17 protein-coding genes are annotated in these 26777 nt (G+C 65.7%); 2 read left to right on the top strand and 15 right to left on the bottom strand.

Annotation, left to right across the window (positions count from 1 at the left end):
* Positions 1–21: 21 nt before the first annotated feature.
* The 13 genes from Tharo_RS08750 to Tharo_RS08690 all read right to left on the bottom strand — a co-directional run bounded on the left by Tharo_RS08750 (position 22) and on the right by Tharo_RS08690 (position 20175).
* On the bottom strand, positions 22–747 hold the full coding sequence (locus tag Tharo_RS08750; protein WP_107220864.1) for a response regulator: 726 nt from the start codon (positions 745–747) through the stop codon (positions 22–24).
* A complete protein-coding gene (locus Tharo_RS08745) occupies positions 744–2717 on the bottom strand; it encodes a type IV pili methyl-accepting chemotaxis transducer N-terminal domain-containing protein (protein WP_245880862.1) in 1974 nt (657 codons plus the stop codon). The genes Tharo_RS08750 and Tharo_RS08745 overlap by 4 nt, the downstream gene beginning before the upstream one ends.
* A gap of 87 nt (positions 2718–2804) precedes the next feature.
* Positions 2805–3509 carry a respiratory nitrate reductase subunit gamma gene (narI, locus tag Tharo_RS08740; protein WP_107220862.1) on the bottom strand — a complete coding sequence of 235 codons (705 nt, stop codon included), beginning with the start codon at positions 3507–3509 and terminating at the stop codon, positions 2805–2807.
* Between the two features lie 10 nt (positions 3510–3519).
* Positions 3520–4068 carry a nitrate reductase molybdenum cofactor assembly chaperone gene (gene narJ / locus Tharo_RS08735; protein WP_107220861.1) on the bottom strand — a complete coding sequence of 183 codons (549 nt, stop codon included), beginning with the start codon at positions 4066–4068 and terminating at the stop codon, positions 3520–3522.
* Between the two features lie 16 nt (positions 4069–4084).
* Positions 4085–5653 carry a nitrate reductase subunit beta gene (gene narH / locus Tharo_RS08730; protein ID WP_107220860.1) on the bottom strand — a complete coding sequence of 523 codons (1569 nt, stop codon included), beginning with the start codon at positions 5651–5653 and terminating at the stop codon, positions 4085–4087.
* Between the two features lie 136 nt (positions 5654–5789).
* Positions 5790–9545 carry a nitrate reductase subunit alpha gene (locus tag Tharo_RS08725; RefSeq protein WP_107220859.1) on the bottom strand — a complete coding sequence of 1252 codons (3756 nt, stop codon included), beginning with the start codon at positions 9543–9545 and terminating at the stop codon, positions 5790–5792.
* A gap of 68 nt (positions 9546–9613) precedes the next feature.
* Positions 9614–11278, bottom strand: coding sequence for an MFS transporter (locus Tharo_RS08720; RefSeq protein ID WP_107220858.1), 1665 nt, complete (start codon positions 11276–11278; stop codon positions 9614–9616).
* A gap of 33 nt (positions 11279–11311) precedes the next feature.
* Complete coding sequence (locus Tharo_RS08715; protein WP_245880861.1) at positions 11312–12535, bottom strand: MFS transporter; 1224 nt, start codon at positions 12533–12535, stop codon at positions 11312–11314.
* A 298-nt stretch (positions 12536–12833) separates the two neighbouring features.
* Positions 12834–13595: a Crp/Fnr family transcriptional regulator gene (locus Tharo_RS08710; RefSeq protein ID WP_245880860.1), complete on the bottom strand. Its 762-nt coding sequence runs from the start codon at positions 13593–13595 to the stop codon at positions 12834–12836.
* Positions 13596–13754: 159 nt separating this feature from the next.
* Positions 13755–15344, bottom strand: a complete 1590-nt coding sequence (locus Tharo_RS08705; protein WP_107220856.1) for a protein adenylyltransferase SelO — start codon at positions 15342–15344, stop codon at positions 13755–13757.
* Between the two features lie 144 nt (positions 15345–15488).
* On the bottom strand, positions 15489–16979 hold the full coding sequence (locus Tharo_RS08700) for an ABC transporter permease (RefSeq protein WP_107220855.1): 1491 nt from the start codon (positions 16977–16979) through the stop codon (positions 15489–15491).
* An 8-nt stretch (positions 16980–16987) separates the two neighbouring features.
* Positions 16988–17965 (bottom strand): ABC transporter permease, encoded by a 978-nt coding sequence (locus tag Tharo_RS08695; protein ID WP_107220854.1) that lies wholly within the window; start codon positions 17963–17965, stop codon positions 16988–16990.
* Entirely contained in the window at positions 17965–20175 is a 2211-nt protein-coding gene (locus Tharo_RS08690) for an ABC transporter substrate-binding protein (RefSeq protein ID WP_107222363.1), read from the bottom strand. The genes Tharo_RS08695 and Tharo_RS08690 overlap by 1 nt, the downstream gene beginning before the upstream one ends.
* A gap of 251 nt (positions 20176–20426) precedes the next feature.
* Here Tharo_RS08690 and fabI point away from each other — a divergent pair, with 251 nt between their 5' ends.
* Complete coding sequence (gene fabI, locus Tharo_RS08685) at positions 20427–21224, top strand: enoyl-ACP reductase FabI (RefSeq protein ID WP_107220853.1); 798 nt, start codon at positions 20427–20429, stop codon at positions 21222–21224.
* A 151-nt stretch (positions 21225–21375) separates the two neighbouring features.
* On the opposite strand, the gene Tharo_RS08680 is transcribed toward fabI, so the two are convergent.
* Positions 21376–23274 carry a SurA N-terminal domain-containing protein gene (locus Tharo_RS08680; RefSeq protein WP_107220852.1) on the bottom strand — a complete coding sequence of 633 codons (1899 nt, stop codon included), beginning with the start codon at positions 23272–23274 and terminating at the stop codon, positions 21376–21378.
* A gap of 242 nt (positions 23275–23516) precedes the next feature.
* Positions 23517–26099, bottom strand: coding sequence for an ATP-dependent chaperone ClpB (clpB, locus tag Tharo_RS08675; protein ID WP_107220851.1), 2583 nt, complete (start codon positions 26097–26099; stop codon positions 23517–23519).
* A 189-nt stretch (positions 26100–26288) separates the two neighbouring features.
* On the opposite strand from clpB, the gene Tharo_RS08670 reads away from it, so the two are divergent.
* Positions 26289–26711 (top strand): CBS domain-containing protein, encoded by a 423-nt coding sequence (locus Tharo_RS08670; protein ID WP_107220850.1) that lies wholly within the window; start codon positions 26289–26291, stop codon positions 26709–26711.
* Positions 26712–26777: the final 66 nt, after the last annotated feature.

Raw genomic sequence — 26777 nt, 5'->3', positions numbered from 1 at the left:
CCGCCGCCTGCCGGGAGGAACTCAGGTGTCGGGCGCCTGCACCAGGCCGTTTTCCACCGCGTAGACGGCTGCCTGCACCCGGCTGTTCAAATTGAGCTTGCGCAGCATGTTCTGGACGTGGATTTTGACCGTGCTTTCCGCCACATCAAGCGCACGGGCGATTTCCTTGTTGCTCTGGCCGCGGGCGATGTACTGCAGAATCTCGCGCTCGCGCGGCGACAACTTGTCGAGATCCCCGCCTTCGGCCGCTGCCGTCGGCGCAGCACCTGCAACGCTGCGCTCGATCGGTGCGCTCCCTCGCGTCTCCTGAGCGGCGGCGCCGCGCACGCCGTTGAGCAGTTTGCCCATCATCTGCGGCGACACCACCGACTCCCCCTGAGCCGCGGTCTTGATCGCGGCCACCAGCGTCTCGGCCTGGATGTTCTTCAGCAGATAGCCGCAGGCGCCGACGCGCAGGGTATCGATCAGGTCGTCCGCGTCTTCGGACACGGTCAGCATCAGCACCCGCGCCCCAGGGGACTCCTCGAGGATCAGCCGGGCCGCCTCGCATCCCGACAGGCCCGGCATGTTGAGATCGAGCAACACGACATCGGGCCGGAACTGTGCGGCCAGGTGGATGCCTTCACGACCGTCGCCCGCTTCGCCGACGACCTCGAATTCCGGATAGCTCTGCAGCAATGAGCGGATGCCGCTGCGAAAAAGGGTGTGGTCGTCGACCAGAAGAACGCGAATGGAGCTTGCCTTCATGCTGCTACCTTGTGGTTGGTCCTGGGCAGCTGCAGGCGCAGCTCGGTTCCGCGCCCGGGCGACGAGCGCACGGCAAAGTGGCCGCCGATCCGCAGCGCGCGCTCGCGCATGATCTGCAGACCGATATGCGCTTCGCCGCCATCGTCGGCCACCCGCCCTTCGACGAAACCGACCCCGTCATCGCGCACCGTCACCGACAGCCCGTGCCGCCCGCGACGCAGGCTGACCGACACCGAGCTCGCATTGGCGTGCTTGCGCACATTGGAGAGCGCTTCCTGGACGATGTACAGGACCTGGGTCTCGGCTTCGGGGTCGAGCGGCGCGCCATCGCCCTGGACCTCGAGATCGGTAGCAACGCCGGTCTGCTCGGCGAGCCGGCGCAACGCCGCGGCGATCGCGGCATCCAGATCCTGCTGCTCGACGCGGGTGCGGAAATGCACCAGCAGCTCCCGCACGTCCTCATAGCTCTCCTGGATGCCGCGCCGCAGCATGTCGACCGTGTTGCGGACGTCCTGCTCCTTGTTTTCGGCCAGTGCACGTTCGAGCATCTGCACCTGGAGGTTGAGAAAGGCCAGCCCCTGGGCGATCGAGTCGTGCAGTTCGCGTGCGAGCAGGTTGCGCTCTTCGGAAACCGCAAGCTCGCGCTCGCGCGCATGGAGGCGCTGGTTCTCGATGGCGATGCCGAGTTGCTGCCCAAGGGTTTCGAGGAGCTGCGAATCCTGTTCGCTGATCGAGGTCGGGGTCGCGAAAAACAGGTTGAACACGCCCAGCGGGCGCTTGTTGGCCGTGATCGACGTCGCCGAGACGGTCTGAAACCCGGCGCGCGCGCACGCGTCGCGGGTCAGGTCGAGGCTGCCTTCGCGCACATCCAGTGCCAGCGAACGCCCCCCCAGCACCACTTCTCCGCAGGCACACTCACCGCACGCGAGCACTTCCTCGCGGTCGAGAAAATCATCGGCCAGGCCATCGTGCACGATCATGCACAGGTTGCGCGACTCCAGATCGAGCAGGCGCGCCGAACCCGCCGTCGCCCCCATGGTTTTCTGCACGCGCTCGAGAAAGCCGCGGCACAACGAATCGACGTCGTTCGGTTCGCGCAGGAAACCGACGATGTCGTACAGAATCCTCAGTTCGCGGTTCCGGCTTTCGAGGCTTCGCGTTTTCGCATCCACCCGCTCCTCGAGCGTGGCATAGAGATCCTGGAGGTGCGCGGCCATCTGGTTGAAGCCTGCGGACAGCTCGCCGAATTCATCATTGGCGAGCACCGGCACGCGTGCATCGAAATCTTCCTTTTCCATCCGCTTGACGCCCACCTGGAGCTCGTAAAGCGGCCGGATCACGGTCAGGAAGAAAAAGCGCAGCAGCACGAACGTGCCGATCACCGCCAGCACCACCAGGCCCACCTGGGAAGCGCGCAGGATGTTGGTATTGCGGCCGTAGCTGTGCTCCATGCGCAGCACGATGTCGTCGATCGTGGCCACGGCGGCCACGACCTGGGCGTCGAAGTCGAGCGCCCTGGCGTGAAGCATCGCCGGCGTCGGCGTAGTCACGATAGCCTCGAGAATCGGGCGCAGACGCGTCCGCCAGTCTTCGTACAGACGCTCGACATCCTCCGGGATGCCGTCGTCGCGGGGCAGGAAGAGCGGACGCGTTGGGTCACCTGCGCGCAGATTGGCGAGCACGTTTTCGAACTCGTCCGCCCGCCGGCGAAGGTCGGAGGCGAAGGTCGCCGAGGGGACCTGGCCGAGCTCGTCGGCGCGTGCGAGATGGTGGGCGAGCCGGTACATGCGCATGCGCAGGCTGCCCGCGTCGTTGATCGCCGCGGCGGCCCCTTCCAGGTGCCAGGAAATGAACAGCGTCAGTCCGATCGCGGTCAGCGCGGCCAGGAAGAAACCGAGCAGGATGGCCGTGATCTTGACCGACAGCCCGGAGCCGCGCAGCAACATCAAAGTGGATTGAGTCGAATTCATTCGCGCAAGCTAGGGCCAAACTGCCCGAAAGGCAAGACGCGCGGCGCTGAATCCGCCGCGCGTCTTGCCCCGCCTGCGCGGAAAAGATCAGGACTGGCGCGCTTCGATGCGGCGCTTGGTCCGGACGATCTGGTAGGCGCGACCCAGATAGTTGAACGGCGCGGTCAGGATGTGCACCAGGCGGGTGAAGGGGAAGGCCAGGAACACCGTCATGCCGAAGAAGATGTGGGCGCGGAAGATCGGGTCGACCTGCTCCATCAGCTCGGGCTGCGGGTTCAGCAGCAGGACGCTCTTGACCCAGTCGGCCAGCGCCAGCATCACCGCCGGATCGCCGTTGTTGGCATGACCGATCGAGAACGGAATCGTGCTCAGCCCCAGGATCAGGGTGATCATCAGCCAGGTGATCACGAACACGTCGCTACGACGGCTGTTGAGGCGGATGCGCGGATTGTACATGCGGCGGTACCACAGGAAGCTGCCGCCGAGCAGGCACATCGTACCGAACACCAGACCGGCCCAGATCGCGATCCACTGGTGGGTCAGGTCGGACACGCCGAGCGCCAGCCACAGGCCGTGCGGCAGCACCAGACCGGCAAAGTGGCCGAGGAAAATCATCAGGACGCCGACGTGGAACAGGTTGCTCGCCACCAGCATCCCCGACTTCGACAGCAGCATCGACGAGTCGGTCTTCCAGGTGTATTGCTCGTTGTCGTAACGGATCCAGCTGCCGATCACGAACACGGTCAGACAGATATAGGGATAGACCCCGAAAATCAGTTTGGTCAAAGACATGTTGCTCTCCTCAGGCTGCCAGTTTGGCGAGCGAGCTGTGGTTTTCGATGACGCGGACGAGCGCGGCGTACGGGCTCTCCGCCTTTTCCAGGTTGGACGCCAGCACGTTGAAGACCTTGACGGCATCGGTCAGGAAGACCCGCGCCTCGGTTTCCTCGAGTTGCGAGACGAACTCCAGCATCATCGGCAGATAGTCTGGAATTTCGTGCTCGTCGTGCTGCAGGCCGAACGACTTGTAGTACTCCGACAGGTCGATCAATGCCGGGCCGCGGTTCTTGTCGTCGCCGAAAACGTGATGGGTCAGGTGCAGGCTGTGCTCGGGGGTCAGATCGAAGGTCTTGACGTAGCGGCCCTCGAGCTCGGTCTGATCCTGGGCCAGGGCCCAATCGATGAAGCCCGCGATACGTGCGTGCTCACCGGCCGAAAACAGCCGATCGCGGTCGATCGACTCGACCAGCCCGAGCGCACCGCCCTTCTCGGCGGCGGCGCTGCGCAGGTCGTCGATGATCTCGCCGCCCGGGTAATCGAGCAGCACGGCCAGCAGTTTGTAGGTTTGCATTGCTGCAACTCCTTTTTCAGTAGTGCTCGCCGGTGACGTCGTGCTCGGTGGCGTTGGGGGCCATCAGACGCGACTCGACCGTGTCCTTGCGGCGCTCGGGGAACAGCGAGTTCGGCGAGATGCCGACCGACGACTCGTTGCCGAAGCTGAAGCCGACCTGGCCCTGGAAGCCGTAGTAGTCGTCCAGGCGCATCTCTTCCTTCGAAGTCGGGATGACGAAGCGGTCTTCGTAGTTGGCGATCGCGAGGTAGCGGTACATTTCCTTCGCCATGTCCTCGGTCATGCCGATCGCGCTGAGCGCACGGGTGTCGGCCTTGCCTTCGACGTGGACCGAGCGCTGGTAGGAGCGCATCGCGATCATGCGGTTGAGCGCATCGACGATCGGCTTTTCCTCGCCCGCGGTGAGCAGGTTGGCCAGGTACTGCACCGGCAGGCGCATCGCCGAGGCTTTCGGGATGACTCCGTCGGCTTCGGTCGGCAGTGCCTTCTGGTCGATCTGCGACTGCACCGGCGACAGCGGCGGCACGTACCAGATCATCGGCAGGGTGCGGTACTCGGGGTGGAGCGGGAAGGCGATCTTCCACTGCACGGCCATCTTGTAGATCGGCGACTTCTGCGCGGCGAGGATCCAGTCTTCGCTGATCCCGTCCTTCTTCGCTTGCTCGATGACCTTCGGGTCGAAAGGATCGACGAACATGCTCAGATGCTGCTGGTAGAGGTCGGTGGTCTTGTCCGTGCCGGCAGCGGCGGAGATCTTGTCGGCATCGTAGAGAATGATGCCGTTATAGCGGATGCGGCCGACGCAGGACTCCGAGCACACCGTCGGCAGACCGTTCTCGACGCGCGGATAGCAGCCCACGCACTTCTCGGCCTTCGACGATTCCCAGTTGAAGAACACTTTCTTGTACGGGCAGCCCGAAATGCACATCCGCCAGCCGCGGCAGCGGTCCTGGTCGGCGAGGACGATGCCGTCTTCCTCGCGCTTGTAGAGCGCGCCCGAGGGGCAGGAGGCCACACAGGCCGGGTTCATGCAGTGGTTGCAGATCCGCGGCAGGTACAGGTGGAAGGTGTTCTCGAACTGCTTGTACATTTCCTTCTCCATGTTGGAGAAGTTCTTGTCACGCGCACGGGAGGCGAATTCGCCGGCGAGGTCATCCTCCCAGTTCGGGCCCCAGGTGATCTTGTCCATCTTCTCGCCGGTGATCTGCGATACCGGGCGCGCGGTCGGCGCGGCCTCGGACAGCGGCGCGTTCTGCAGGCGGGCGTAGTCGTAGGTGAAGGGCTCGTAGTAGTCGTCGATCTGCGGCAGGTTGGGGTTGGCGAAGATCTGCACGATCTTGCGCAGCCGGCCGCCGGCCTTCAGTTCGAGCTTGCCGTTGACCTTGGTCCAGCCGCCCTTCCACTTTTCCTGATTTTCCCATTCCTTCGGATAACCGATACCGGGCTTGGACTCGACGTTGTTGAACCAGGCGTATTCGACGCCCTTGCGGTTGGTCCACACGTTCTTGCAGGTCACCGAGCAGGTGTGGCAACCGATGCACTTGTCGAGGTTGAACACCATCGCGAATTGCGCGCGGATTTTCATGTGTTTCTCCAGTCTGGGGCGAGCATCCGGCAGCCGGGATTCCCGTGACTGCCCGATCTCGCCCGAAAGCTCTTACGTTTGCGGATTCCCGGAGGGGGGCAGTGCGGCGTCCCCGCCGCACCTCGACCCTTGTTCCTTACTTCTTGCCGATACCCACCGGGTTGCGCTGGGCTTCGCGTTCAGGCGTCAGCGGACGCTCCAGCCAGTCGATGTCCTGGTCCTCGATCTTGTGGATCACCACGACTTCGTCACGCTGGCAACCGACGGTGCCGTAGTAGTTGAAGCTGTAGGACAGCTGCGCATAGCCGCCGACCATGTTGGTCGGCTTGACGATGACGCGGGTCACCGAGTTCAGGATGCCGCCACGCTTGCCGGTGGTGTTCGAGCCGGGCACGTTCACGTTCTTTTCCTGCGCGTGGTACATGATCGCCATGCCGCGCGGGATACGCTGCGACACCACCGCACGGCACACCGTGGCGCCGTTGCCGTTGATCGCCTCGACCCAGTCGTTGTCCTTGATGCCGATGCTCGCCGCCTCGTCCTCGGACAGCCAGACGTACGGGCCACCGCGGAACAGGTTGAGCATGCGCAGGTTGTCCTGGTAGCTGGAGTGGATGCCCCACTTGGAGTGCGGGGTGATCCACGACAGGGTCAGGTGCGGCTTCTTCTTCACGCTGTCGGGCACCATCTCGTGCGCCTTCAGGTCGACCGGCGGCTTGTAGGCGCAGAAGCCTTCGCCGAAGTCGAGGAACCACTCGTGGTCCTGGTAGAAGTGGGCACGGCCGGTCAGGGTGCGGAACGGGATGTGCTCATGGATGTTGGTGTACCCGGCGGTATAGGACACGGTCTCGGACTCGATCCCCGACCAGGTCGGCGCGGTGATGATCTTGCGCGGCTGGGCGACGATGTCGCGGAAAGTGATCTTGTCCTCGTGGCGACCGGCATACAGGTGATGGTGGTCGATACCGGTCTTCTTCGACAGCGCGCTCCACGACTTGTGCGCCACTTCGCCGTTGGTTTCCGGCGCCATGCGCATCACCGAGTCGCAGACGTAGATGTCTTCCTCGAGCGAAGGCATGCCCTTCGAAACGCCTTCGACCTGCACCGGGTAGTTGCACTTCTTGAGCTCTTCGTACTCCTGGGTGGTATCCCAGTCGATGCCCTTGACGTTGTTGCCGAGCTTGACCATCAGCGGGCCGAGCGCGATGTACTTGTTGTAGATCTGGCTGTAGTCGCGCTCCACCAGCTTGAGCAGCGGCATCGTCTTGCCCGGGATCGGCTCGCACTCGCCGTGCTTCCAGTCCTTGCCCACCCCCATCGGCGTGGCCAGTTCCTGTGCCGAGTCGTGCTGCATCGGCAGCGCGACGATGTCCTTGCGGGTGCCCAGGTGCTTGGCGGCCAGCCCGGTGAAGGTCTTCGCCAGGGTGCGGAAGATCTGCCAGTCGGACTTCGACTCCCAACCCGGAGTCACCGCCTCACCCAGCGGGTGGATGAACGGGTGCATGTCGGTGGTGTTGAGGTCGTTCTTCTCGTACCAGGTCGCCGTCGGCAGGATGATGTCGGAGTAGGCGCCGGTCGAGTTCAGGCGGAAGTTGATGTCCACCATGAGGTCGAGCTTGCCGGTGGGGCCGTGCTCGCGCCACTTCACTTCCTTGCAGTTGTTGCCGGCACCGCCTTCCTGCATGACGCCGTTCTGGGCGCCGAGGAGGTGCTTGAGGAAGTACTCGTGGCCCTTGGCCGAAGTACCGATGAGGTTGGCGCGCCACACGATGAGGTTGCGCGGCCAGTTTTCCTCGGCGTCCGGGTCGGCGAAGGCGACGTCGAGCTTGCCCGACTTGAGCTGATCGACGACATACTTCGACACGCTCGCCTCATCGCTGGCACCGGCACGCTCGGCTTCCGCGGCGAGTTCCATCGGGTTGCGGTTGAAATGCGGCGCCGACGGCAGCCAGCCCATGCGGACGGCCTTGACGTTGTAGTCGGCGAGCGACGAGCCCTTGTTGCGGTTGCGACCGGCCGGCGACAGCAGTTCGTCGGCGTTGATGGTCTCGTAACGCCACTGGTCGGTATGGAAATACCAGTAGGAGGTCGAGTTCATGTGGCGCGGCGGACGCTGCCAGTCGAGGGCGAAGGCGATCGGCGCCCAGCCGGCCTGCGGACGCAGCTTCTCCTGCCCCACGTAGTGCGCCCAGCCACCGCCGGTCTGACCGACGCAGCCGCACATGTGCAGCAGGTTCATGATCGAACGGTAGGCAAGGTCGTTGTGGTACCAGTGGTTGATCGCCGCGCCCATGATGACCATGGACCGGCCCTTGGTCTTCGAAGCGTTATCGGCGAACTCGCGGCCGGTGCGCTCGAGGTCGGCGGCCTTGACGCCGGTCTGCTTCGCCGCCCAGGCCGGGGTGTAGGCGACGTTGGCGTCGTCGTAGGACTTGGCGACGTTGCCGCCACCGAGGCCGCGGTCGATGCCGTACTGAGCGATCTGCATGTCGAACACCGAGGTGACAAACACCTCTTCGCCGTCTGCCAGCTTCAGGCGACGCACCGGCACGTTGCGGTACAGCAGTTCCTTCTCGCCCGGCACGAAGTGCGGGAAGCCCACCGAGACGACGTCGTCACGGCTGTCGATGCACGACAGTTCGGCTTCGGTCTCGCCTTGCTCGGCACCGGCCTTCTCGAGCAGGTTCCACTTGCCTTCCTCGCCCCAGCGGAAACCGATCGAGCCGTTGGGCGCAATATAGCGACCGCTCTTCTTGTCGAAGACGATGGTCTTCCACTCGGGGTTGTTGGCTTCGCCGAGGCTGCCGTCGAAGTCGGAGGCACGCAGGTTGCGGTCGCTGACGTAGCCTTCGCCATGCTTGCGCAGGATGACCTGCATCGGCAGGTCGGTGTACTTGCGCGCGTATTCCTGGAAGTACGGGTCCTGCTTGTTGATGTAGAACTCTTTCAGCGCGACATGGCCCATCGCCAGGAAGGCGGCGGCGTCGGTACCTTGCTTGACCGGCATCCAGAGGTCGGCGAACTTCACGTACTCGGCATAGTCCGGGGCCATCGACACGATCTTGGCGCCCTTGTAACGCACTTCAGTGGCGAAGTGGGCGTCCGGAGTACGGGTCATCGGCAGGTTCGCGCCGGTGATGATCAGGTAGGTCGAGTTGTACCAGTCGGCCGCTTCCGGCACGTCGGTCTGCTCGCCCCACACCTGCGGCGAAGCCGCCGGCAGATCGCAGTACCAGTCGTAGAACGAGCCACAGGCACCACCGATCAGCGACAGGTAGCGCGCGCCGGCAGCGTAGGAAATCATCGACATCGCCGGAATCGGCGAGAAACCGTAGATGCGGTCCGGGCCCCACTTCTTGATCGTGTACACGTTGGCCGCGGCGACGATCTCGGTGACCTCGTCCCAGCTCGTGCGCACGAAGCCGCCCAGGCCGCGCACGTGCACGTACTTGTCGCGCTTGGCCGGATCCTTCTGGATCGCTTCCCAGGCCTCGACCGGGTCACGGCCGGCCTTGCGCTCGGCACGATAGAGGTCGAGCAGGCGGCCGCGGATCATCGGGTGCTTGATGCGGTGCGGCGAATACAGGTACCACGAGAACGAGGCGCCACGCTGGCAGCCGCGCGGCTCGTGGTTGGGCAGATCCTCGCGGGTACGCGGATAGTCGGTCTGCTGCATTTCGAACGACACCAGGCCGTTCTTCACGAAGATCTTCCACGAACAGCCACCGGTGCAGTTCACACCGTGGGTGGAGCGCACCACCTTGTCATGGCGCCAGCGGTTGCGGTAGGCATCCTCCCAGTTGCGGTCTTCATTGGTGACGATGCCGTGCCCGTTCGAGAAGGTGTCCTTGACCTTGTCGAAAAACCTCAGGCGATCGAGAAAATGACTCATGGTTTACTCCTTTCAAGTCGTCGTTCCGATACGGAAAGGCGATCGGTGATCCGAAGGGTGAAAAATGTTCAGGGGTTGCGGATGTAGGCGTTCTTGCGCAGGTAGAACCACCAGTTGATGACCACGCACAGGGCGTAGAACACCGCGAAGCCGTACATCGCGTTCTCCGGCGAGCCGGCCTTGATCTGGCCGCCGATGACCACCGGAGCGATGAACGAGCCGTAGGCTGCCACCGCCGAGGTCCAGCCCAATGCCGGACCGCGCTGATCCTGGTCGAAGACGAAGCCGATGGTGCGGAAGGTGGAGCCGTTGCCGATCCCGGACGCGGCGAACAGGACCACGAACAGCGCCATGAAGGTGAAGAAGTGCTCTTCGGGCGTCGCCGACTGATAGGCGAGGAACATCACGTAGCCGGTCGCCGCCGAAGCGATGACGAGCACGATCGAAATCCACTGGGTGACGATCGAGCCGCCCAGCTTGTCGGAAATCCAGCCGCCCACCGGACGGATCAGGGCGCCGACGAAGGGACCGATCCAGGCGTACATCAGCGCCGAGGGCGCGTTCGGGTTCTTCGCATGGACCCAGGCCTGGGTGCCGGCGTCGAACACATGGGTATTGCCGAAGATCACCGTGATCGACAGCGGCAGCGCCATCGAGAAACCGATGAAGGAGCCGAAAGTGACGACGTAGAGCGCGGTCATCGACCAGGTGTGCTTGTTACCGAAGATCGCGAACTGCTTGTTCAGGTTGGCCTTCATCTCGCCGGTGGCGACCGCTTTCATGCCGTACAGCGTGCCCACGATCACCAGCGGCAGCACCACCCACATGCCGTTGCCCGAAAGCAGCCCGCTGCCGCTCGGCGCCGGCAGGTACAGATACAGACCGATCGCCGAAACCACCAGTGCGATGCCGTAGAACAGGACGATCTTGCCCATCGCCGCGCCGGTGGAGCCGATGTTGGGCGACACCGTCAGCAGGTTGTTCATGCCGAACCAGCCGATCACCGCAAGCGGCACCAACAGCAGCAGCCAGACGAAGCCGGCGTTCTGGACGAAGGTCGGCGTTCCCGCAGCGATCTTGCCGATCAGCGTGGCCGAATCCTTCACGAGCGGAATCGCATCGCCGCCGATGGCGCCGAACAGGCCGACCGTCATCACCGCCGGAATCAGCAACTGCATGGTGGTGACGCCGAAGTTGCCCAGACCGGCATTGAGGCCGAGCGCGGTCCCCTGCAAGCGCTTCGGGAAGAAGGTGCTGATGTTCGACATCGAGCAGGCGAAGTTGCCGCCGCCGATCCCCGAGAGCAGCGCCATCAGCTGGAACACCCACAGCGGCGTGCTGGTGTCCTGGAGCGCGATACCGGTACCGAAAGCCGGAATCATCAGCAGCGCGGTCGTAAGCCAGACCGTATTGCGCCCGCCGCAGATGCGGATGAAGAACGAAGCCGGAATGCGCAGCGTGGCACCGGAGAGGCCGGAAATGGCCGCGATGGTAAACAGCTCGTCCGGTTTGAACGGGAAGCCGGCATTGGCCATCTGCACCGTGATGATGCCCCACATCAGCCACACGGCGAAGCCGCACAGCAGGCTGGGAATCGAAATCCACAGGTTGCGACTGGCGATCTGCGCCCCCTTCTCCCGCCAGAAGGCTTCGTCCTCCGGCCGCCAGTCGGCGATATCGACCGAACTGGTGCTGACCGGCGCTACCGCGGCGGCGGCGTTCGCTGCTTTCATGTAACCGACTCCTCGTTGTCGTAATTGCTTGAATCAGGCCTTGGCCGGTTGCTGCGCGATCTCATGACCATCGAGCACGTCGGCACGGCGAACTTCGGTGAGATACATCCAGATCAGCGAAACCCAGGTCACGCCATAGAGCAGCATGAAGGCGCTCGAGCGCACCCCGGTCAGATCGAGCAGCGCGCCGAACATGATCGGCAGCAGGAAGCCGCCCATGCCGCCCACCAGACCGACGATGCCGGAGACGGCGCCGATGTCGCGCGGAAACTCATTGGAGATGTACTTGAACACCGAAGCCTTGCCGAACGCCCAGGCCACACCGACGATGAACATCAGCAGGGTGAAGAACCACACGTTGTGGTGAATCTCGAAGCTGCGCACGCCATTGACCGTACGGATCGAGAACTCGGTATGCGGATAGGACAGCAGGAACAGGCAGATCCACGACACCCACATCACCCACCAGGTCACCTTGTGCGCACCGTACTTGTCCGACAGCCAGCCCCCCACGGCGCGCAGCACGCCGCCCGGCAGCGAGAAGCAGGCCGCGAGCAATGCCGCGACCTCGAGTCCCAGGCCGAATTCGGCAACGTAGTACTTGGTCATCCACAGCGCGAGCCCGACGTAGCCGCCGAACACGATGGAGTAGTACTGGCAGTATTTCCACACCCTGGGGTCTTTCAGCACCCGAAGCTGGTCGCGGAAGGTCACCGACGAATGAACGCGGTGCTCGGGATCGTCGTAGGAGAAGAACCAGAACGCGAGCGCGGTGACCAGCATCGCCACCGCATACACCTGAGGAACGACCTGCCAGCCGAAGGCGACCACCAGTGCCGGAGCGACGAACTTGGTGAGCGCCGCCCCCGAGTTGCCGGCGCCGAAGACCCCCATCGCGAAGCCCTGATTCTGGCGCTCGAACCAGCGCGCGCAATAAGCGATCCCGACCGAGAAGGAGCCGCCGGCGAGACCGACGAACAGACCGGCGACGAGGAAATGCCAGTACTCGGTGCTGTGCGAGATCAGGTAGATCGGCAGCACGGTGCACAGCATCAGCACAAAGAACACGATGCGCCCGCCGTACTTGTCGGTCAGCATGCCGAGCGGCAAGCGGATCAGCGAGCCGGTGAGCACCGGCGTCGCCGCCAGCAGACCGAACTGGGTTTCGTTGAGCGCGAGGATTTCCTTGATCGGAATGCCGATCACCGCAAACAGCATCCAGGCCGCAAAGCAAACCGTAAATGCGAAAGTGCTCATGATGAGCACGGATAGCTGCTGACGCTTGCGAGAAACCATCGTATTCCCTCTCCGGTCGCTCCCGGGACGCTCCCCGGGTCATTGCGCCGCAGGATAGGCGCATAGCCCGGCCGCGACCATTCGCCAAAAGCAGGAGAAAACGAGCGAGCTAGCGGCGGGAACTAGTTCTAAATAACTAGTCCTCGCCGGTGCGAGGGGTATACAGGAAAGAGGCGCCGGCGCGAATCCGGCCGGCGCAGCGGTGATCCGCCTCATGGACAACCACGGAACCGCCGCAGCATGGGCGGACGGGGGAGGCTCAGCCGGCTGCGGCCCCTGGGTCGGCGGCGGTCATGCGGCGCAACTGGGCGCGGCTGCGAATCCGGATGCGCCGCCCGCTCACGGTCAATACGCCTTCGTCGCTCATGTTGCGCAGTACGCGCGACAGGGTTTCGGGCGTCAGGTTGAGCAGGGACGCGATGGTGTTCTTCGGCGCCGGCAGGACCAGAGGGCCCTCGGGGCGCGCGGCACGCTCGTCGAGTTCGAGCAGATAGGAGGCGACCCTCGCCGCCGCGCCGCCCGAAGAAGTGCAGCCGATGCTATCGACCAGGCGCTGGATGCGCGCGCACACCGCAGACAGCATGCGGTTCGACAGCGGATTGTCAATCGCCACCGCCTGCACGACGCGCTCGCACGGGACATGGATCAGCACCGTCCGCCCGACTGCCTGCGTCCAGGTGCGATAGCGCTGACCGGTAAACACGCCGAGTTCACCGAACATCCCTCCCGGCTCGAAGATCTCGACCACGCGCGCGCGCCCATCCGGCCCGAGCGCCATCAGGCGGACGGCGCCCGAATAGACCAGGAAGAGGCCGGTCGGCAGGGATTCGCGCTCGAAGATCGAGTTTCCCGAGGGCACCGATACGAACTCGGCACCATCGGCGAGCAGATCCAGCGTTTGCGCCCCGGCGGCGCGCAGAATGGGAATTTCGGCCAGCGCGTCGCGAACGCAGACCGGCGGAGCGATCTTGCGCAGGTGATAAGTCCCTTCGACGGGTTGTCTGAGGGCGACGCTGGACACGGAAACGCTCCATTAATAGGGGGATAAGTGGGAAGGATACCTCTTTCAGCGGATCCATTGTGCAGGTTTTTGCATCTGGACATAGGCCGAAAGAACTAGTCACCCCGATCAAAGGGAGTATCGCGCCCGGCGCGCCGGAAGATGGAGGCCGCAGCGCAGTCAGGAGCTGCACGACAGCATCGAGCAGCCGGGTTTGTCGCGCGCCCAATCCGGGCGTTTCCCGGCAAAGCGTTCGCCGTCCGGCTGCTCGGTATAAGGGTGGCGCAGCACTTCAAGCCACCGCTCGAGCACGGACAGGTCCCCGGTCTCGGCGGCGTCGATCGCCTGCTGCGCAAGGTAGTTGCGCGGCACATAGAGCGGATTGACCCGGTTCATGCGCTCACTGCGCAGCGCCTGCGCAACCCCCTCCCCCTCAAGCCTCGCTGCATAGCGCTGCAGCCACCGCTCCAGCTCGCCGGCACTCGCCTCACGCCGGGCCGCATCGTAGAAGACATCGTCGAACAGCCCCGGCTGCACCGCCGCGGGATCGAACGCAGCCAGGCGGCGGAAAAAGAGCGTCATGTCCATCTCCCCTTCCCGCAGCAGGCGATGCAGATCGCCCAGCAGCGCTTCATCCGCACCGCCGGCCCCGCCCTCGTTCCCGTCCACCGACCGTGTCAGCCCGAGCTTCTCCCGCATCAGGCGGCGATGCTCGGCTTCGTACACCTCGGCATAGAGTGCGAGCCCGCGCTCGAGCGCATCCACATCCCGGACCACCGGATAGATCGCATTGGCCAGCTGCCACAGGTTCCAGTGCGCGATCCGGGGCTGTTCACCAAAGCGGTAGCGGCGGTGGAAGGCGTCGGTGGTATTCGGCGTCCAGTCGGGGTCGAAGTCGTCGATCCAGCCATAGGGGCCGTAATCGATCGTCAGGCCGAGGATCGACATGTTGTCGGTGTTCATGACGCCGTGCACGAAGCCGACCCGCATCCAGTGCGCGACCATCACCGCGGTGCGCCGGCACACTTCCTCGAACCAGCGCACCCGGCGCAGGGCGGGATCGGTCTCGCCCGCCAGCTCGCGGAAATCGCGTGCGATGGTGAAGTCGATCAGGTGCTCGAGCACGCTTTCCTCGCCGCGCGAAGCAAAGATCTCGAAGCTGCCGAAACGGATGAAGGAAGGCGCCACCCGACACACCACCGCGCCCGGCTCGGGACGGGGGTGGCCGTCGTAGAGCATGTCGCGCACCACCTCTTCACCGGTACCGACCAGGCTCAGCGCGCGCGTGGTCGGCACGCCCAGGTGATGCATCGCCTCGCTGCAGAGGAATTCGCGCAGCGAGGAGCGCAGCACCGCGCGCCCATCGGCATGGCGCGAATACGGCGTGGGGCCTGCGCCCTTGAGCTGCAGTTCCCAGCGCTCGCCGCGGCGGTTGATCACTTCGCCGAGGGTGATCGCCCGCCCGTCGCCGAGCTGCCCCGCCCAGTTGCCGAACTGGTGGCCGCCATAGCAGGCGGCGTATGGCTCCATGCCGGGCAGCAGGCGGTTGCCGGCGAATACTTCGGCGAACTCGCGGCTGCGCGCGTCCGCTTCATCGAGGCCAAGCAACTCGCCGACCTCGCGCGACCAGGCCAGCAGCGCCGGTGCGCGCACCGGCAGCGGGTCGACGCGGGAGTAGCAGGCCTCATGCACCGGGCGCACATGGCGCCCGCTTTCCGGATCGCCCGGTAGTTCATGGACGAAGCGGTTGTCGAACTTCAGCTCTCTCATCGGGGGATGTCCTGTATGTATTTTATCGGCCGGCCGTGTGCCTTCCCGCCCGCAGCCTTTCCGCCTCCGGGCCGTCACCTCGGGTGAGAGTCGCCGCGCCCACTCATGGTTCTGGATGCCGGTCTGCAGGGGTCCCGGCAGCGGCTAGCGGCGGGGGTCGAACGCATCACGGACGACATCCGCGAACAGGTTCGCCGCCAGCACCAGCACGAACATGAACACGAAGGCCGCCGCCAGCGACCACCACACCATGGGTTCGCGGGCCAGCTCGGCGCGTGCCATGTTGATCATGGTGCCGAAACTGATCGTGGTCGGATCGACTCCGATGCCGACGTAGGACAGCACCGCCTCGGCCAGCACCAGCCCGGAAAAATCCATCACCAGCGCGATCGTCACGATATGCATGACGTTGGGCAGGATGTGGCGGCGCAGGATGACCGGCGTACCGACCCCGAAGGCACGCGCGGCCTGGACGTACTCCAGCTCGCGCAGCTTCAGCGTCTCGCCCCGCAGCAGGCGGGCGAGACCGGTCCAGCTGGTGATGCCGAGGATCAGGCACAGCGCCAGCAGGCGCGCATCCGAGCGCTCAGCGGCGGTGTCGAACCACTGCGGGTGGGTGTCGATGACGACCTGCATCATCAGCACCGCCGCCGCGATCAGCAACACGCCGGGAATCGCGTTCAGCACCGTATACACGTATTGCACGGCGTCATCGACCCAGCCTCCGAGATAGCCCGCGGCAATTCCCAGCGCCACCGCGAACGGCAGCATCACCAGCGTCGTCAGGGTGCCGATCACGAGCGCGGTACGCACGCTCTTGAGTGCCAGGTAGAGCACGTCCTGCCCGACCTTGTCGGTCCCCAGCACGTGGTACGCCGGCGCAAGATGCAGGCAGAGCGCAGCGACAAGCACGACGATGCCCAGCGTGAGCAGCGCCGCACGCCAGGCGAGCACCGTGCGCCCTGCGGCCAGGGCGCGTGCGGCCTCGCCCCAGCCCTGGCCGCTGCCGCGCCGGATCAGGCCGACGAGCAGGGCGACGCCCCCGCCCCAGGCGAGCAGCGCCTGGCCCAGCGCGGCCAGCATCCGGGTGGCGATATCGTCGGCACGCTCCGCCTCCGGATCGGCGAGATGAGCGCTGCCGTGCGCGAGGCGGGGGTAGTCGCGGATCTGCCGGCCATCTTCCAGGTGCACGATTTCACGCTGGTACAGGGTCCAGGCGAACGGCGCCGAATAGGTCTTCTCGGTGTGCACGCGCAGCGGCGCCAGCAAGGCGTCGAGGAGCGACAGCACCTCGGTCGAATACACCGCAGCGGGCGGCGCCGCCGCACTCCGGCGTTCCTCCCCGCCCTCGATTTCCGCCCCGCTTCCGACCGCCGCCGAAGCCGCACCCGTGCCCCCTTCGAGCGCGGCCAGCGGCGGCAGTTGCGGACGGTAGTGCAGGCTGTCGAGCACGCCGAGCGCGACGAAGACGAGCAGCACAGTCGCCGCCGCCATCCCCGCAGGGCGCCGACCCACCTTGCGCCAGGCCGCGCGCAGCGGCGGCTGGCGGTGCGCATGCAGCGCGCCCAGCAGCGCAACGCCGAGCAGCGCGAACAGCAGCAGGTCGGTCCACAACAGCACCGGCTGGAAGCCCATCGACGCATTCATTCCAGCCTCACCCGGGGGTCGACCAGCGTATAGGAGAGATCGGTCAGCACCAGGCCGACGATGTACAGCACCGAGCCGATGAACACCATCGCCCGCACCACGGCGAAGTCCTGGGCGTTGATCGCGTCGATCGTGTAGCTGCCCAGGCCCGGAATGGAGAAGAAGGACTCGACCAGCAGGCTGCCCATGAACAGCAGCGGAATGACGACGACGACACCGGTGAGGATCGGGATCAGGGCGTTGCGCAGGACGTGGCGGAACAGCACGGCAAGCTCGGACAAGCCCTTCGCCCGCGCGGTGCGCACGTAGTCCCTGGAGATTTCCTCGAGGAAGATCGTGCGGTACCAGCGCGCACTCGAGCCGATCCCGGCGAGCACGCTGATCAGCACTGGCAGCACGAGGAAGCGCGCCGCGTCCAGCCCCGGCGCATAGCCCGAGATCGGCACCAGCGCCCACATCTTCGACACCAGCCACTGCCCGCCGATGATGTAGAACAGGCTCGAGATCGACATCATCGCCACGCACAGCACCACCCCCCAGAAGTCCAGGTAGGTGGAGCGGAAGAACACCAGCAACAGCGCAAGGCTGATCGAGGCGAGCAGGCCGAGAATGAAGGTCGGGGCCGCGATCGCCAGCGACGGCCCCATGCGGTCGCGGATCTCCTGGCCGATGTCGCGGCCGTCGTCGGCGCGGCCGAACTCGAGCGCGAACATGCGCAGCGACTTGTCGAAGAAGATCGTTTCGGTGAAGCGCGCGCTGCCATGCGCTTCGGCATTGACGAACATCGGCTTGTCGTAGCCGCGCTCGGCCTTCCAGCGCTCGATCGCCTCGGGCGTTGCGCGCTTGACGCCGATCTGCATGCGCGCCATGTCGTCGGGCGAATTGACGACGAAGAACAGCACGAAAGTCAGCAGATTCACCCCGATCAGGATCGGGACCGCATACAGCACGCGGCGCAGCAGATACGCCAGCATCAGCGCCCTCCCCCGCCTTCGCCCGCGCCAGCCGGCGCCGCGGTCGCCGCCTCGCGCCGCCGCCAGTGGATCAGCGCCGGCGCGACCAGCGCGGCGAGCAACAAGACGAGCAAGGCGAGCGGCCACAGCACCGGCCGGTTCCACTGCGCACGCGCGGCGGCGCGGCGCTCGACGTCGATACGCTGGTACTTCATCGTGTTGCGCACCATCGCCCCCGGCTTGCGGTTCTCCACCCAGCCGTGCTGCAGCGAATACGACATCGGGTGAAAGCCGAACACCCACGGCGCATCGTGCTGCAGCAGTGCCACCATGCGCTCGATGATCCGCTGCCGGGCCGGACCGTCGGGCATCGCCTTCATGCGCTCGAACAGCGCGTCGTATTCGGGATTCTCGTAGTTGGCCGCGTTCTGGCCGTTGAACCTGACCTTGCCCTGGGGGCCGTGGAGCAGGAACAGCAGATTCTCCGGGTCGGGATAGTCGGCGTTCCAGCCGAAGAAGAACAGCTGCGCGTTCCCCTGGCGGACCTTGTCCTGGAAGCGGTTGAAGTCGGTCGGGCGCACGACGAACTGCACGCCGAGTTCACGGAACTGCTTGGCCAGCCAGTCCGAGCGCGCCTTGTCGCCGAGCCCGCCGGGCGTGGTGTCGAGGTGGATCACCAGCGGTTCGCCGCTCTGCGCATGGCGGCCGTTGGGCCAGCCGGCCTCGGCCAGCAGGCGGCGGGCGACCTCGAGGCTGCGCCGCTGCGGCCGTCCGCCGTCCGCCCCCTCGCCGTCGCGCCATTCGTACACCGTCGGGTTCATCCCCGCCCGCCCTGCGCGCGCGCCGAAAATTCCCGGCGGCAGCGGGCTCATCGCCGGCAGGCCGCGGCCGTTGAGGAAGATCGACACGAACTCTTCCATGTCGAGCGCGATCGAGATCGCCTGGCGCAGCTTGCGCGCCTTCTCCCTGTCGGCGTTCGACGCCCCCCCGCCGACGAGCGGATCGAGCATGTTGAACCCCAGATAGAAGATCGACGGCGACACCGAAGTCAGCAGGCGGATGCCACGCGCCTCCATCTCTTCCGACAGCGAGACCTCGCCCTGGCTGGTCAGCGTCACCGCCTGGTCGAAGTTGTCCGAGGAGACGCCGGAAGCGTCGTAATACCCCTGCAGGAACTTGTTCCAGTACGGAATGCCCTCGCGCTCGCGGGAGAACACCACGCGGTCGACGAAAGGCATGGCCTTGCCGCAGTCGGCAAGCAGCCCGCCCTCGGCATCGCCCGGCTCGCCTTCGCAGGGATAGGGGTCGGTCCGGTAGTTCGGGTTGCGCGCCAGCACCATGCGCGCGTTCGGGTTGTTCTCGACCAGCATGTAGGGGCCGGTGCCGATCGGCCACCAGTCCAGGGTCAGATTGCGCTCGGCCATGCCGGGCTGGCTGAAGAAGCGGTCGGCCTCGGGCGGCACCGGGCTGAAGAAAGGCATCGACAGCCAGTACAGGAACTGCGGGTAGGCTCCCTGCAAGGTGATGCGGTAGGTACGGCGATCCACCACCTCGACGCCGGGCAGCTCGAAGCGGCGCAGATCGAGCCAGGGCGAAGCCGGCTCCGCCCCGTCGCCCCCTTCCTGCAGGCGCAAGGCTGCGGCCAGTTCGGCCTGCAGCGTCTTCAGCCCGGGCAGGTACTCGGCCATCAGCTCGAAAATCGGCGAATGCAGGCGCGGATCGGCGAGACGCTTGATCTGATAGACGTAGTCGCCGGCCTCCAGCGCGCGCGTGCCGGTCGCGGCGAAATCCCCCAGCCCGCGAACCGCGCGCAGATCGCCCGGTTCGAGATCCAGGTAGCGTGGGCGGCCATCCTCCCGGACGGCGAAGGCCGGATGCGGCTGGTAGAGAATGCCGGAGCGGATGCGCACCTCGACCACCGTGCGGGCGACCGCCGCCGCGTCGGCGCCGGCGGCAAGCTCGCGCCCGGAGCGATCGTAGCGGCGCAGCGCCGGCATGCCGTCGGCCGTCGCCGGCTCGAGCACGTAAGGGCGCTTCAGGTAGTGGTACTGCAGCGGAGGTTCGACGATCTGGTACAGAAAGCTCGCCTCGTCCTCGCTGTAGGACTGCACCGGGTCCAGATGCTTGGGGCGCTCGGTGAACGCGGTATACAAGATATTGGCCCCGCGCTCGCGCGCCGGATAGGGATCGTTCCACGCCGAACCGCAGCCCCCGAGGAACACCGCCGCCAGCGCTGGCAGCAGGACCGAGCGCGGGTGCAGGCCGCCGCAGCCGGCGCGCGCGCGCGCCGGACCGCACCTGCGGATCTCAGCGCTGAAGCGGAAAACAGCATAAAGGGAGTGGAAAAATCGGCGCACGTGCAAGTGGCAAAATCAAGGACAGAGCGGATTCTGGCAGGTTTCGCACGGCGGTGCGATCGGAAGGACATGCCGTGGGCAGGGATTTGGCTATAATCCGCTCCTTGTCATTCGGAGTCTCACCCATGGGCTTTCTCGCCGGCAAACGAATCCTCATCACCGGGCTGCTGAGCAACCGTTCGATTGCGTTCGGCATCGCCAAGGCCATGCACCGCGAAGGCGCGGAGCTCGCTTTCACCTACCAGAACGAGCGTTTCAGGGACCGCGTCGCCAAAATGGCGAGCGAATTCGGCAGCGAGCTGATCTTCCCCCTCGACGTCCAGGACGATGCCCAACTCAACGAATTGTTCGAACAGCTCGGCCGGCACTGGGACGGGCTCGACGGCCTGGTTCATTCGATCGCCTTTGCTCCCAGCGAAGCCCTCGAAGGCGATTTCCTCGACGGCCTGACCCGCGAAGCCTTCCGCATCTCGCAGGAAGTGAGCACCTACAGCTTCCCGGCGCTGGCCAAGGCCGCCCGCCCGCTGATGAAAGGCCGCAACGGCGCGCTCCTGACCTTGTCCTACCTGGGCGCGGTACGCACCATGCCCAACTACAACATCATGGGTCTGGCCAAAGCCAGCCTGGAAGCCTCGGTGCGCTACCTTGCCGTCACCCTCGGCCCCGAAGGCACCCGCGCCAACGCCATCTCCGCCGGCCCGATCAAGACCCTGGCGGCCTCCGGGATCGGCAGCTTCGGCAAGCTGCTGTCGTTCAACGAGCACAACGCGCCGCTGCGCCGCAACGTGACGATCGAGGAAGTCGGCAACGCCGCCGCGTTCCTGTGCTCGGATCTCGCCAGCGGCATCACCGGCGAGGTGATGTACGTCGACGGCGGCTTCAACACCACCGCGCTGGGCAACGCCGCGCCTCTGCCGCAGTAGTCTCTGCCACAGAAAACCCGCAGCAAAAATCGGAACGGGGGCGGTCAGGACAACTGACCGCCCCCGTTTTGCACGCACGCGCCGTGCTGCGGGCACGCGCCGCACGGCTCCCGGCGCATGCCGGGCCGCGCCCGCAGCGCCAGGAGCGGCGTTACTGGGACTGCTGGGGCTGAAGCGCCGCGGGCTTGATCTCGACCTCGTAGCGCTGGCGCAGCGAGGCCAGGAAAGCACCGAAATCGCGCGCCGCGAGCAGTTGTCCGTACTGCGCGGCGACCGCGCCGATGCGCGGATCGTCCGCCGCGATCTGCGGACGCTCGACCGCCTCGATGCGGTAGATGACGTAGTCTCCTTCGGCCAGGCTGACGCCGACATGGGCGGGCAGCGCCGTCGACGGCGCGGAGAACACCGCCTGCATGGCCGCCGCCGGCAAGCCCGGAGCGCCGCGCTGCAAGCTCCGCTCCTCGCTCCAGGCGGCCGTCGCTGGCTCGCCCTGCTGCAGCCGGGCGAGCGTCTGCGCGCCCTGCTCGGCGGCCAGGCGCTGGCCGCGCTCACGGCGCAGCTCGTCGACGATGCGCGCGCGCACCTCATCGAGCGGGAGGCGCTGGGCCGCTTCGAAGACCTTGACCCGGGCCGACACCAAGGTCCCGTTTCCGACCTCGATGGCCTCGGTGTTGCGTCCGTTTTTCACCGCATCGTCGGAGAACACGGCTTCGAGCAGGCGCTCGTTGGCGAACGGCTCACTGCCTCCGCTGCGCGAGATCCAGTCGCTGCTTCGAACTTCCAGGCCGAGCGCCTCCGCCGCCGGCGCCAGGCTGTCGGGCTGCTCGTACACCGTATTGGCGAACTGCTCGGCCAGCTCGGCGAAGCGGCGGCCGGCTTCCTGCGCTCGCAGCTCGGCGCGGATCTCCTCGCGAACCTCGTCGAAGGGCTTCACCGCGGCCGGCTTGATGTCGGTGACCTGGATGATATGGACGCCGAACTCACTGCGCACCGGATCGCCGATCCGGCCCTTTTCCTGAGCGAACACCGCATCCTCGAACGCGCCCACCATCATCCCGCGGCCGAAGAAGCCGAGGTCACCGCCACGCCCGGCCGAACCCGGGTCCTGCGACTTGTCACGGGCGATGTCGGCAAAGCGGGATGGGTCGCTGCGCAGCGTATCGACGAGCGCGCGCGCCTCGCCCATGACCTTTTCCACCGTCGCCTCGTCGGCCCCGCTTTCGAGCGCGAGCAGGATGTGGCGGGCCTGACGCTCTTCGGCAACGCCGAAACGCTCCGGATTGCCTTCGTAGAAAGCGCGGACCGCATCCTCGCCGACCTCGACCCGACGCTCCACCGCAGCCCGGTCGAACACCAGGTATTCGGCCTGCAGCCGCGCAGGACGCTCGAAGCGCGCCGGATTCGCTTCGTAGAAGGCGGTGACCTCCTCGTCCGCAACGGCGATATCGGCGGCCAGGCGCGCGACCGGGAAGCGCAGTTCGCGGACCTTGCGCTCCTCGAGCTGAGCATTCATGAAACGTTGCGCCGAAGCCTTCGGCACCAGGCCGGCATCACCGAGCGCGGTCACGATCTGCTGCACGCGCACGTCCTGGGCGAGGCGGGCCTCGAAGCTCGCCGGCGTCATGCCCTGGGCGCGCACCACCGCCTCGTAGCGCTGCAGCGAAAAGCGCCCCTCCTCCTGGAACGCCGGCACCGCGGTGATGGTCTCCTGCAGCTGCTGCGGCGTGACCACAAAGCGGTTTTCCGCCGCGTACAAGGCGAGCACGCGCTGGTTGACCAGATTGTCGAGCACCGCCCGGCGCAGCTCGGCCGACTCCAGCAGCGCGCGATCGAGCTGGCCGCCGGCATTGGCGCGCAGACGATCCTGCTGCTCGCGCAGGGCCTGGTCGAACTCGTAGGCGCTGATCGCGGTTCCGCCCACGGTGGCGACCTCGCTGCCGGTGGGCGAGTCGCTGAAATAGGCATCCATGCCGAAGAAGGCAAAGGGAACGATGAGGATCGCCAGAATCAACTGGGCAACCCGCTTGTTGTTGCGAATGGCCTCGAACATCTCGATTTCCGTAGAAGGGGCAAGGAAGGGGGAAGATGCGTGCGGGCACAGCCAGCCGGATGCAGCCGCAATCGGGCGCGCCCGGCATGGCGCAAGGACGCGCACAAAGGCGGCAGTTTAGCGCATCTGCCGGATTTTCTGCCCCTGTCCCGGCGTCCCGGCAAGCGCATCAGCGGCGTGCTGCAGCCGTTCGCGCCTTCTCCCGCCCGCAAACGCCACGGCGAAGCGCTCAGGCAAAATGCTCAGGCGGCACGCTCGAACAGGAGGCGGCGATCCCGGACATCCACCCGCACCCGGTCCTTCGCCGCGAACTGCCCCTCCAGGATCGCCTTCGCCAGCGGGTTCTCGATCCGCTCCTGGATCGCGCGCTTCAGCGGCCGGGCGCCGAACACGGGGTCGAAGCCGGCCTCGGCGAGTTCGGCCAGCGCCGCGTCGCTGACTTCCAGCGCCATCTCCAGCCGTGCCAGGCGCTTCTCCAGATGCTGGAGCTGGATGCGCGCGATGCCGGCGATGTGCTTCTCGTCGAGGGCATGGAACACCACCACCTCGTCGATGCGGTTGATGAACTCGGGGCGGAAGTAGGTCTTCACCTCGGCCATCACCGCGAGCTTGATCACGCCGTAGTCGTCGCCCGCCATCTGCTGGATCATCTGGCTGCCGAGATTGGAGGTCATCACGATCACGGTGTTCTTGAAGTCCACCGTGCGCCCCTGGCCGTCGGTCATGCGGCCGTCGTCGAGGACCTGGAGCAGGACGTTGAAGACGTCGGGGTGGGCCTTCTCGACCTCGTCGAACAGGATCACGCTGTAGGGCTTCCTGCGTACCTGCTCGGTGAGGTAGCCGCCCTCCTCGTAGCCGACGTAGCCCGGCGGCGCGCCGATCAGGCGCGCGACCGAGTGCTTCTCCATGAACTCGCTCATGTCGATGCGGATCAGGTGCTCCTCGGAGTCGAACAGGAAGCTCGCCAGGGTCTTGCATAGCTCGGTCTTGCCCACGCCGGTGGGGCCGAGGAAGAGGAAGGAGCCGTAGGGCCGGTTCTCGTCCGACAGACCGGCGCGCGAACGCCGGATCGCATCCGACACCAGGCGCACCGCCTCGTCCTGGCCGACCACGCGCTGGTGCAGCTTGTCTTCCATCTGCAGCAGCTTCTCGCGCTCGCCCTGCATCATCTTGCTCACCGGGATGCCGGTGGCGCGCGACACCACCTCGGCGATCTCCTCGGCACCGACCTGGGTGCGCAGCAGCTTGTTCGGCGCGGCATTCTCGCCCGCCTGCTCGGCCAGCTTCAACTGCGCCTCGAGCTGCGGCAGCTTGCCGTACTGCAGCTCGGCGACCTTGTCGAGCTGGCCGCGGCGCTGGAACTCGGCCATCTGCGCGCGCAGCGCATCGATCTCTTCCTTGACGTGAGCGGAGCCGGCAGCCTTCGATTTTTCCGCCTTCCAGATCTCCTCGAGGTCGTTATACTCGCGCTGCAGCTTGGCGAGCTCGTCCTCGATCAGCTGCAGGCGCTTCTGCGAAGCCTCGTCCTTTTCCTTCTTCACCGCCTCGCGCTCGATCTTGAGCTGGATCATGCGGCGGTCGAGCTTGTCCATCACTTCCGGCTTGGAATCGATCTCCATCTTGATTCGCGCCGCGGCCTCGTCGATGAGGTCGATCGCCTTGTCGGGCAGGAAGCGATCGGTGATGTAGCGGTGGCTCAATTCGGCGGCGGCGACGATCGCCGGGTCGGTGATGTCGACGCCGTGGTGGATCTCGTACTTCTCCTGCAGGCCGCGGAGGATGGCGATGGTCGCTTCCACGGTCGGTTCGTCTACGAGCACTTTCTGGAAGCGGCGTTCGAGCGCGGCGTCCTTCTCGATGTACTTGCGGTACTCGTCGAGCGTGGTGGCGCCGATGCAGTGCAGCTCGCCGCGCGCGAGCGCCGGCTTCAGCATGTTGCCGGCGTCGATCGCGCCTTCGGCCTTGCCCGCGCCGACCATGGTGTGGAGCTCATCGATGAAGACAATGATGCGGCCCTCTTCCTGCGCGATCTCCTTCAGCACCGCCTTCAGGCGCTCCTCGAACTCGCCGCGGTATTTGGCGCCGGCCAAGAGCGCCGCCATGTCGAGCGACAGCACGCGCTTGCCTTTCAGCGTCTCGGGCACTTCGTCATTGACGATGCGCTGGGCCAGGCCCTCGACGATCGCGGTCTTGCCCACGCCCGGTTCGCCGATCAGCACCGGGTTGTTCTTGGTGCGCCGCTGCAGGATCTGGATCGCGCGGCGGATCTCGTCGTCGCGGCCGATCACCGGATCGAGCTTGCCGCTGCGGGCGCGCTCGGTAAGGTCGAGGCAGTACTTGGCGAGCGACTCGCGCTGGCCTTCGGCGTCCTGGCTGGCGACCCCGGCACCGCCACGCACGGCCTCGATCGCCGCCTCGAGCGCCTTGCGCGCCAGGCCGTACTCCTTGAGCAACCGACCGGCTTCGCCCTTGTCCTCGCACAGCGCGAGCAGGAACATCTCGCTGGCGATGAACTGGTCGCCGCGCTTCTGCGCCTCGCGGTCGGTGACGTTGAGCAGGTTGTTCAGATCGCGGCCGAGGCTGACTTCGCCGCCATGGCCTTCGACCTTGGGCAGGCGGCCGATCGCCTTCGCCACCGCGTTCTTCAGCGGCGGCACATTGACCCCGGCGCGCTGCAGCAGCGAGACGGTGCCGCCGTCATCCTGCTCGAGCATCGCCTGCAGCAGGTGGAGCGGCTCGATGAACTGCTGGTCGTTGCCCACGGCGATGCTCTGCGCATCCTGCAGGGCCTGCTGGAACTTGGTGGTGAGCTTGTCGAAGCGCATGGAGGGCGTCCTCAGGAACGTTTGACTGACTCGTTATGTGGGGCGCGTTCGGCGCGCTTCAAGAGCCGCGACCGAAGCGCGCCGGACACACGACACAGAGTGCGGCGATGTTAACGAATGTCAATATCGCCGGCGCGCTTTCGGCATAGGCTGAAAGCAGGGAGGCAGGCTATCGATCGGGAGCACGCCATGAGCAATCGCAACGTTTCATTCATCGTCAAGGACCAGAATCCGTTGATGTTGCGCCCTGCAGATACGGTGCAGACCGCATGTCGGAAAATGTGCGAACGCAACGTCGGCGCAGTGCTGGTTACCGATGCCCACGCCCACCTGAAAGGGGTATTCACCGGCCGCGACGCGGTGCAGATCATCGCCCGCGGCGGCGACCCGGCCAGCGCCAGGCTGGCAGAAGCGATGACACCGGACCCCGACACCATCGCCCCCGAGCGCACGGCGATCGAAGCCCTGCACATGATGTGCGATGGCGGGTACCGTCACCTGCCGGTGGTGGTGGAAGGCAAGGTCGTCGGCATCGTCTCGCGCAGCGACTTCAAGGGCCTGGAGCTGGACCGCTTCGAAGACGAACAAAATCTCTGGGAACGTATCTGCTGAAGCGGCAACGGCCTGGGCAGGCCGGCTGGCGCCCCGGCGCCATACGTCCGAATGTCGGCGGAGGGA

It is taken from the genome of Thauera aromatica K172 (assembly GCF_003030465.1).
Taxonomy (GTDB): Bacteria; Pseudomonadota; Gammaproteobacteria; order Burkholderiales; family Rhodocyclaceae; genus Thauera; species Thauera aromatica.
Note: the sequence above shows the minus strand (reverse complement) of the source record. Positions and strands in the feature narration are given on the sequence as shown.

Bases quoted from the DNA above. Each gene is read 5' to 3' on its own strand.
- Tharo_RS08725 (WP_107220859.1), bottom strand. From the start codon at position 9,545: ATGAGTCATTTTCTCGATCGCCTGAGGTTTTTCGACAAGGTCAAGGAC.
- clpB (WP_107220851.1), bottom strand. From the start codon at position 26,099: ATGCGCTTCGACAAGCTCACCACCAAGTTCCAGCAGGCCCTGCAGGAT.
- Tharo_RS08750 (WP_107220864.1), bottom strand. From the start codon at position 747: ATGAAGGCAAGCTCCATTCGCGTTCTTCTGGTCGACGACCACACCCTT.
- fabI (WP_107220853.1), top strand. From the start codon at position 20,427: ATGGGCTTTCTCGCCGGCAAACGAATCCTCATCACCGGGCTGCTGAGC.
- Tharo_RS08700 (WP_107220855.1), bottom strand. From the start codon at position 16,979: ATGGGCTTCCAGCCGGTGCTGTTGTGGACCGACCTGCTGCTGTTCGCG.
- narI (WP_107220862.1), bottom strand. From the start codon at position 3,509: ATGTCTTTGACCAAACTGATTTTCGGGGTCTATCCCTATATCTGTCTG.
- Tharo_RS08670 (WP_107220850.1), top strand. From the start codon at position 26,289: ATGAGCAATCGCAACGTTTCATTCATCGTCAAGGACCAGAATCCGTTG.
- Tharo_RS08720 (WP_107220858.1), bottom strand. From the start codon at position 11,278: ATGAAAGCAGCGAACGCCGCCGCCGCGGTAGCGCCGGTCAGCACCAGT.
- Tharo_RS08680 (WP_107220852.1), bottom strand. From the start codon at position 23,274: ATGTTCGAGGCCATTCGCAACAACAAGCGGGTTGCCCAGTTGATTCTG.
- Tharo_RS08745 (WP_245880862.1), bottom strand. From the start codon at position 2,717: ATGAATTCGACTCAATCCACTTTGATGTTGCTGCGCGGCTCCGGGCTG.
- Tharo_RS08705 (WP_107220856.1), bottom strand. From the start codon at position 15,344: ATGAGAGAGCTGAAGTTCGACAACCGCTTCGTCCATGAACTACCGGGC.
- narH (WP_107220860.1), bottom strand. From the start codon at position 5,653: ATGAAAATCCGCGCGCAATTCGCGATGGTGTTCAACCTCGACAAGTGC.
- Tharo_RS08695 (WP_107220854.1), bottom strand. From the start codon at position 17,965: ATGCTGGCGTATCTGCTGCGCCGCGTGCTGTATGCGGTCCCGATCCTG.
- Tharo_RS08715 (WP_245880861.1), bottom strand. From the start codon at position 12,535: ATGAGCACTTTCGCATTTACGGTTTGCTTTGCGGCCTGGATGCTGTTT.
- narJ (WP_107220861.1), bottom strand. From the start codon at position 4,068: ATGCAAACCTACAAACTGCTGGCCGTGCTGCTCGATTACCCGGGCGGC.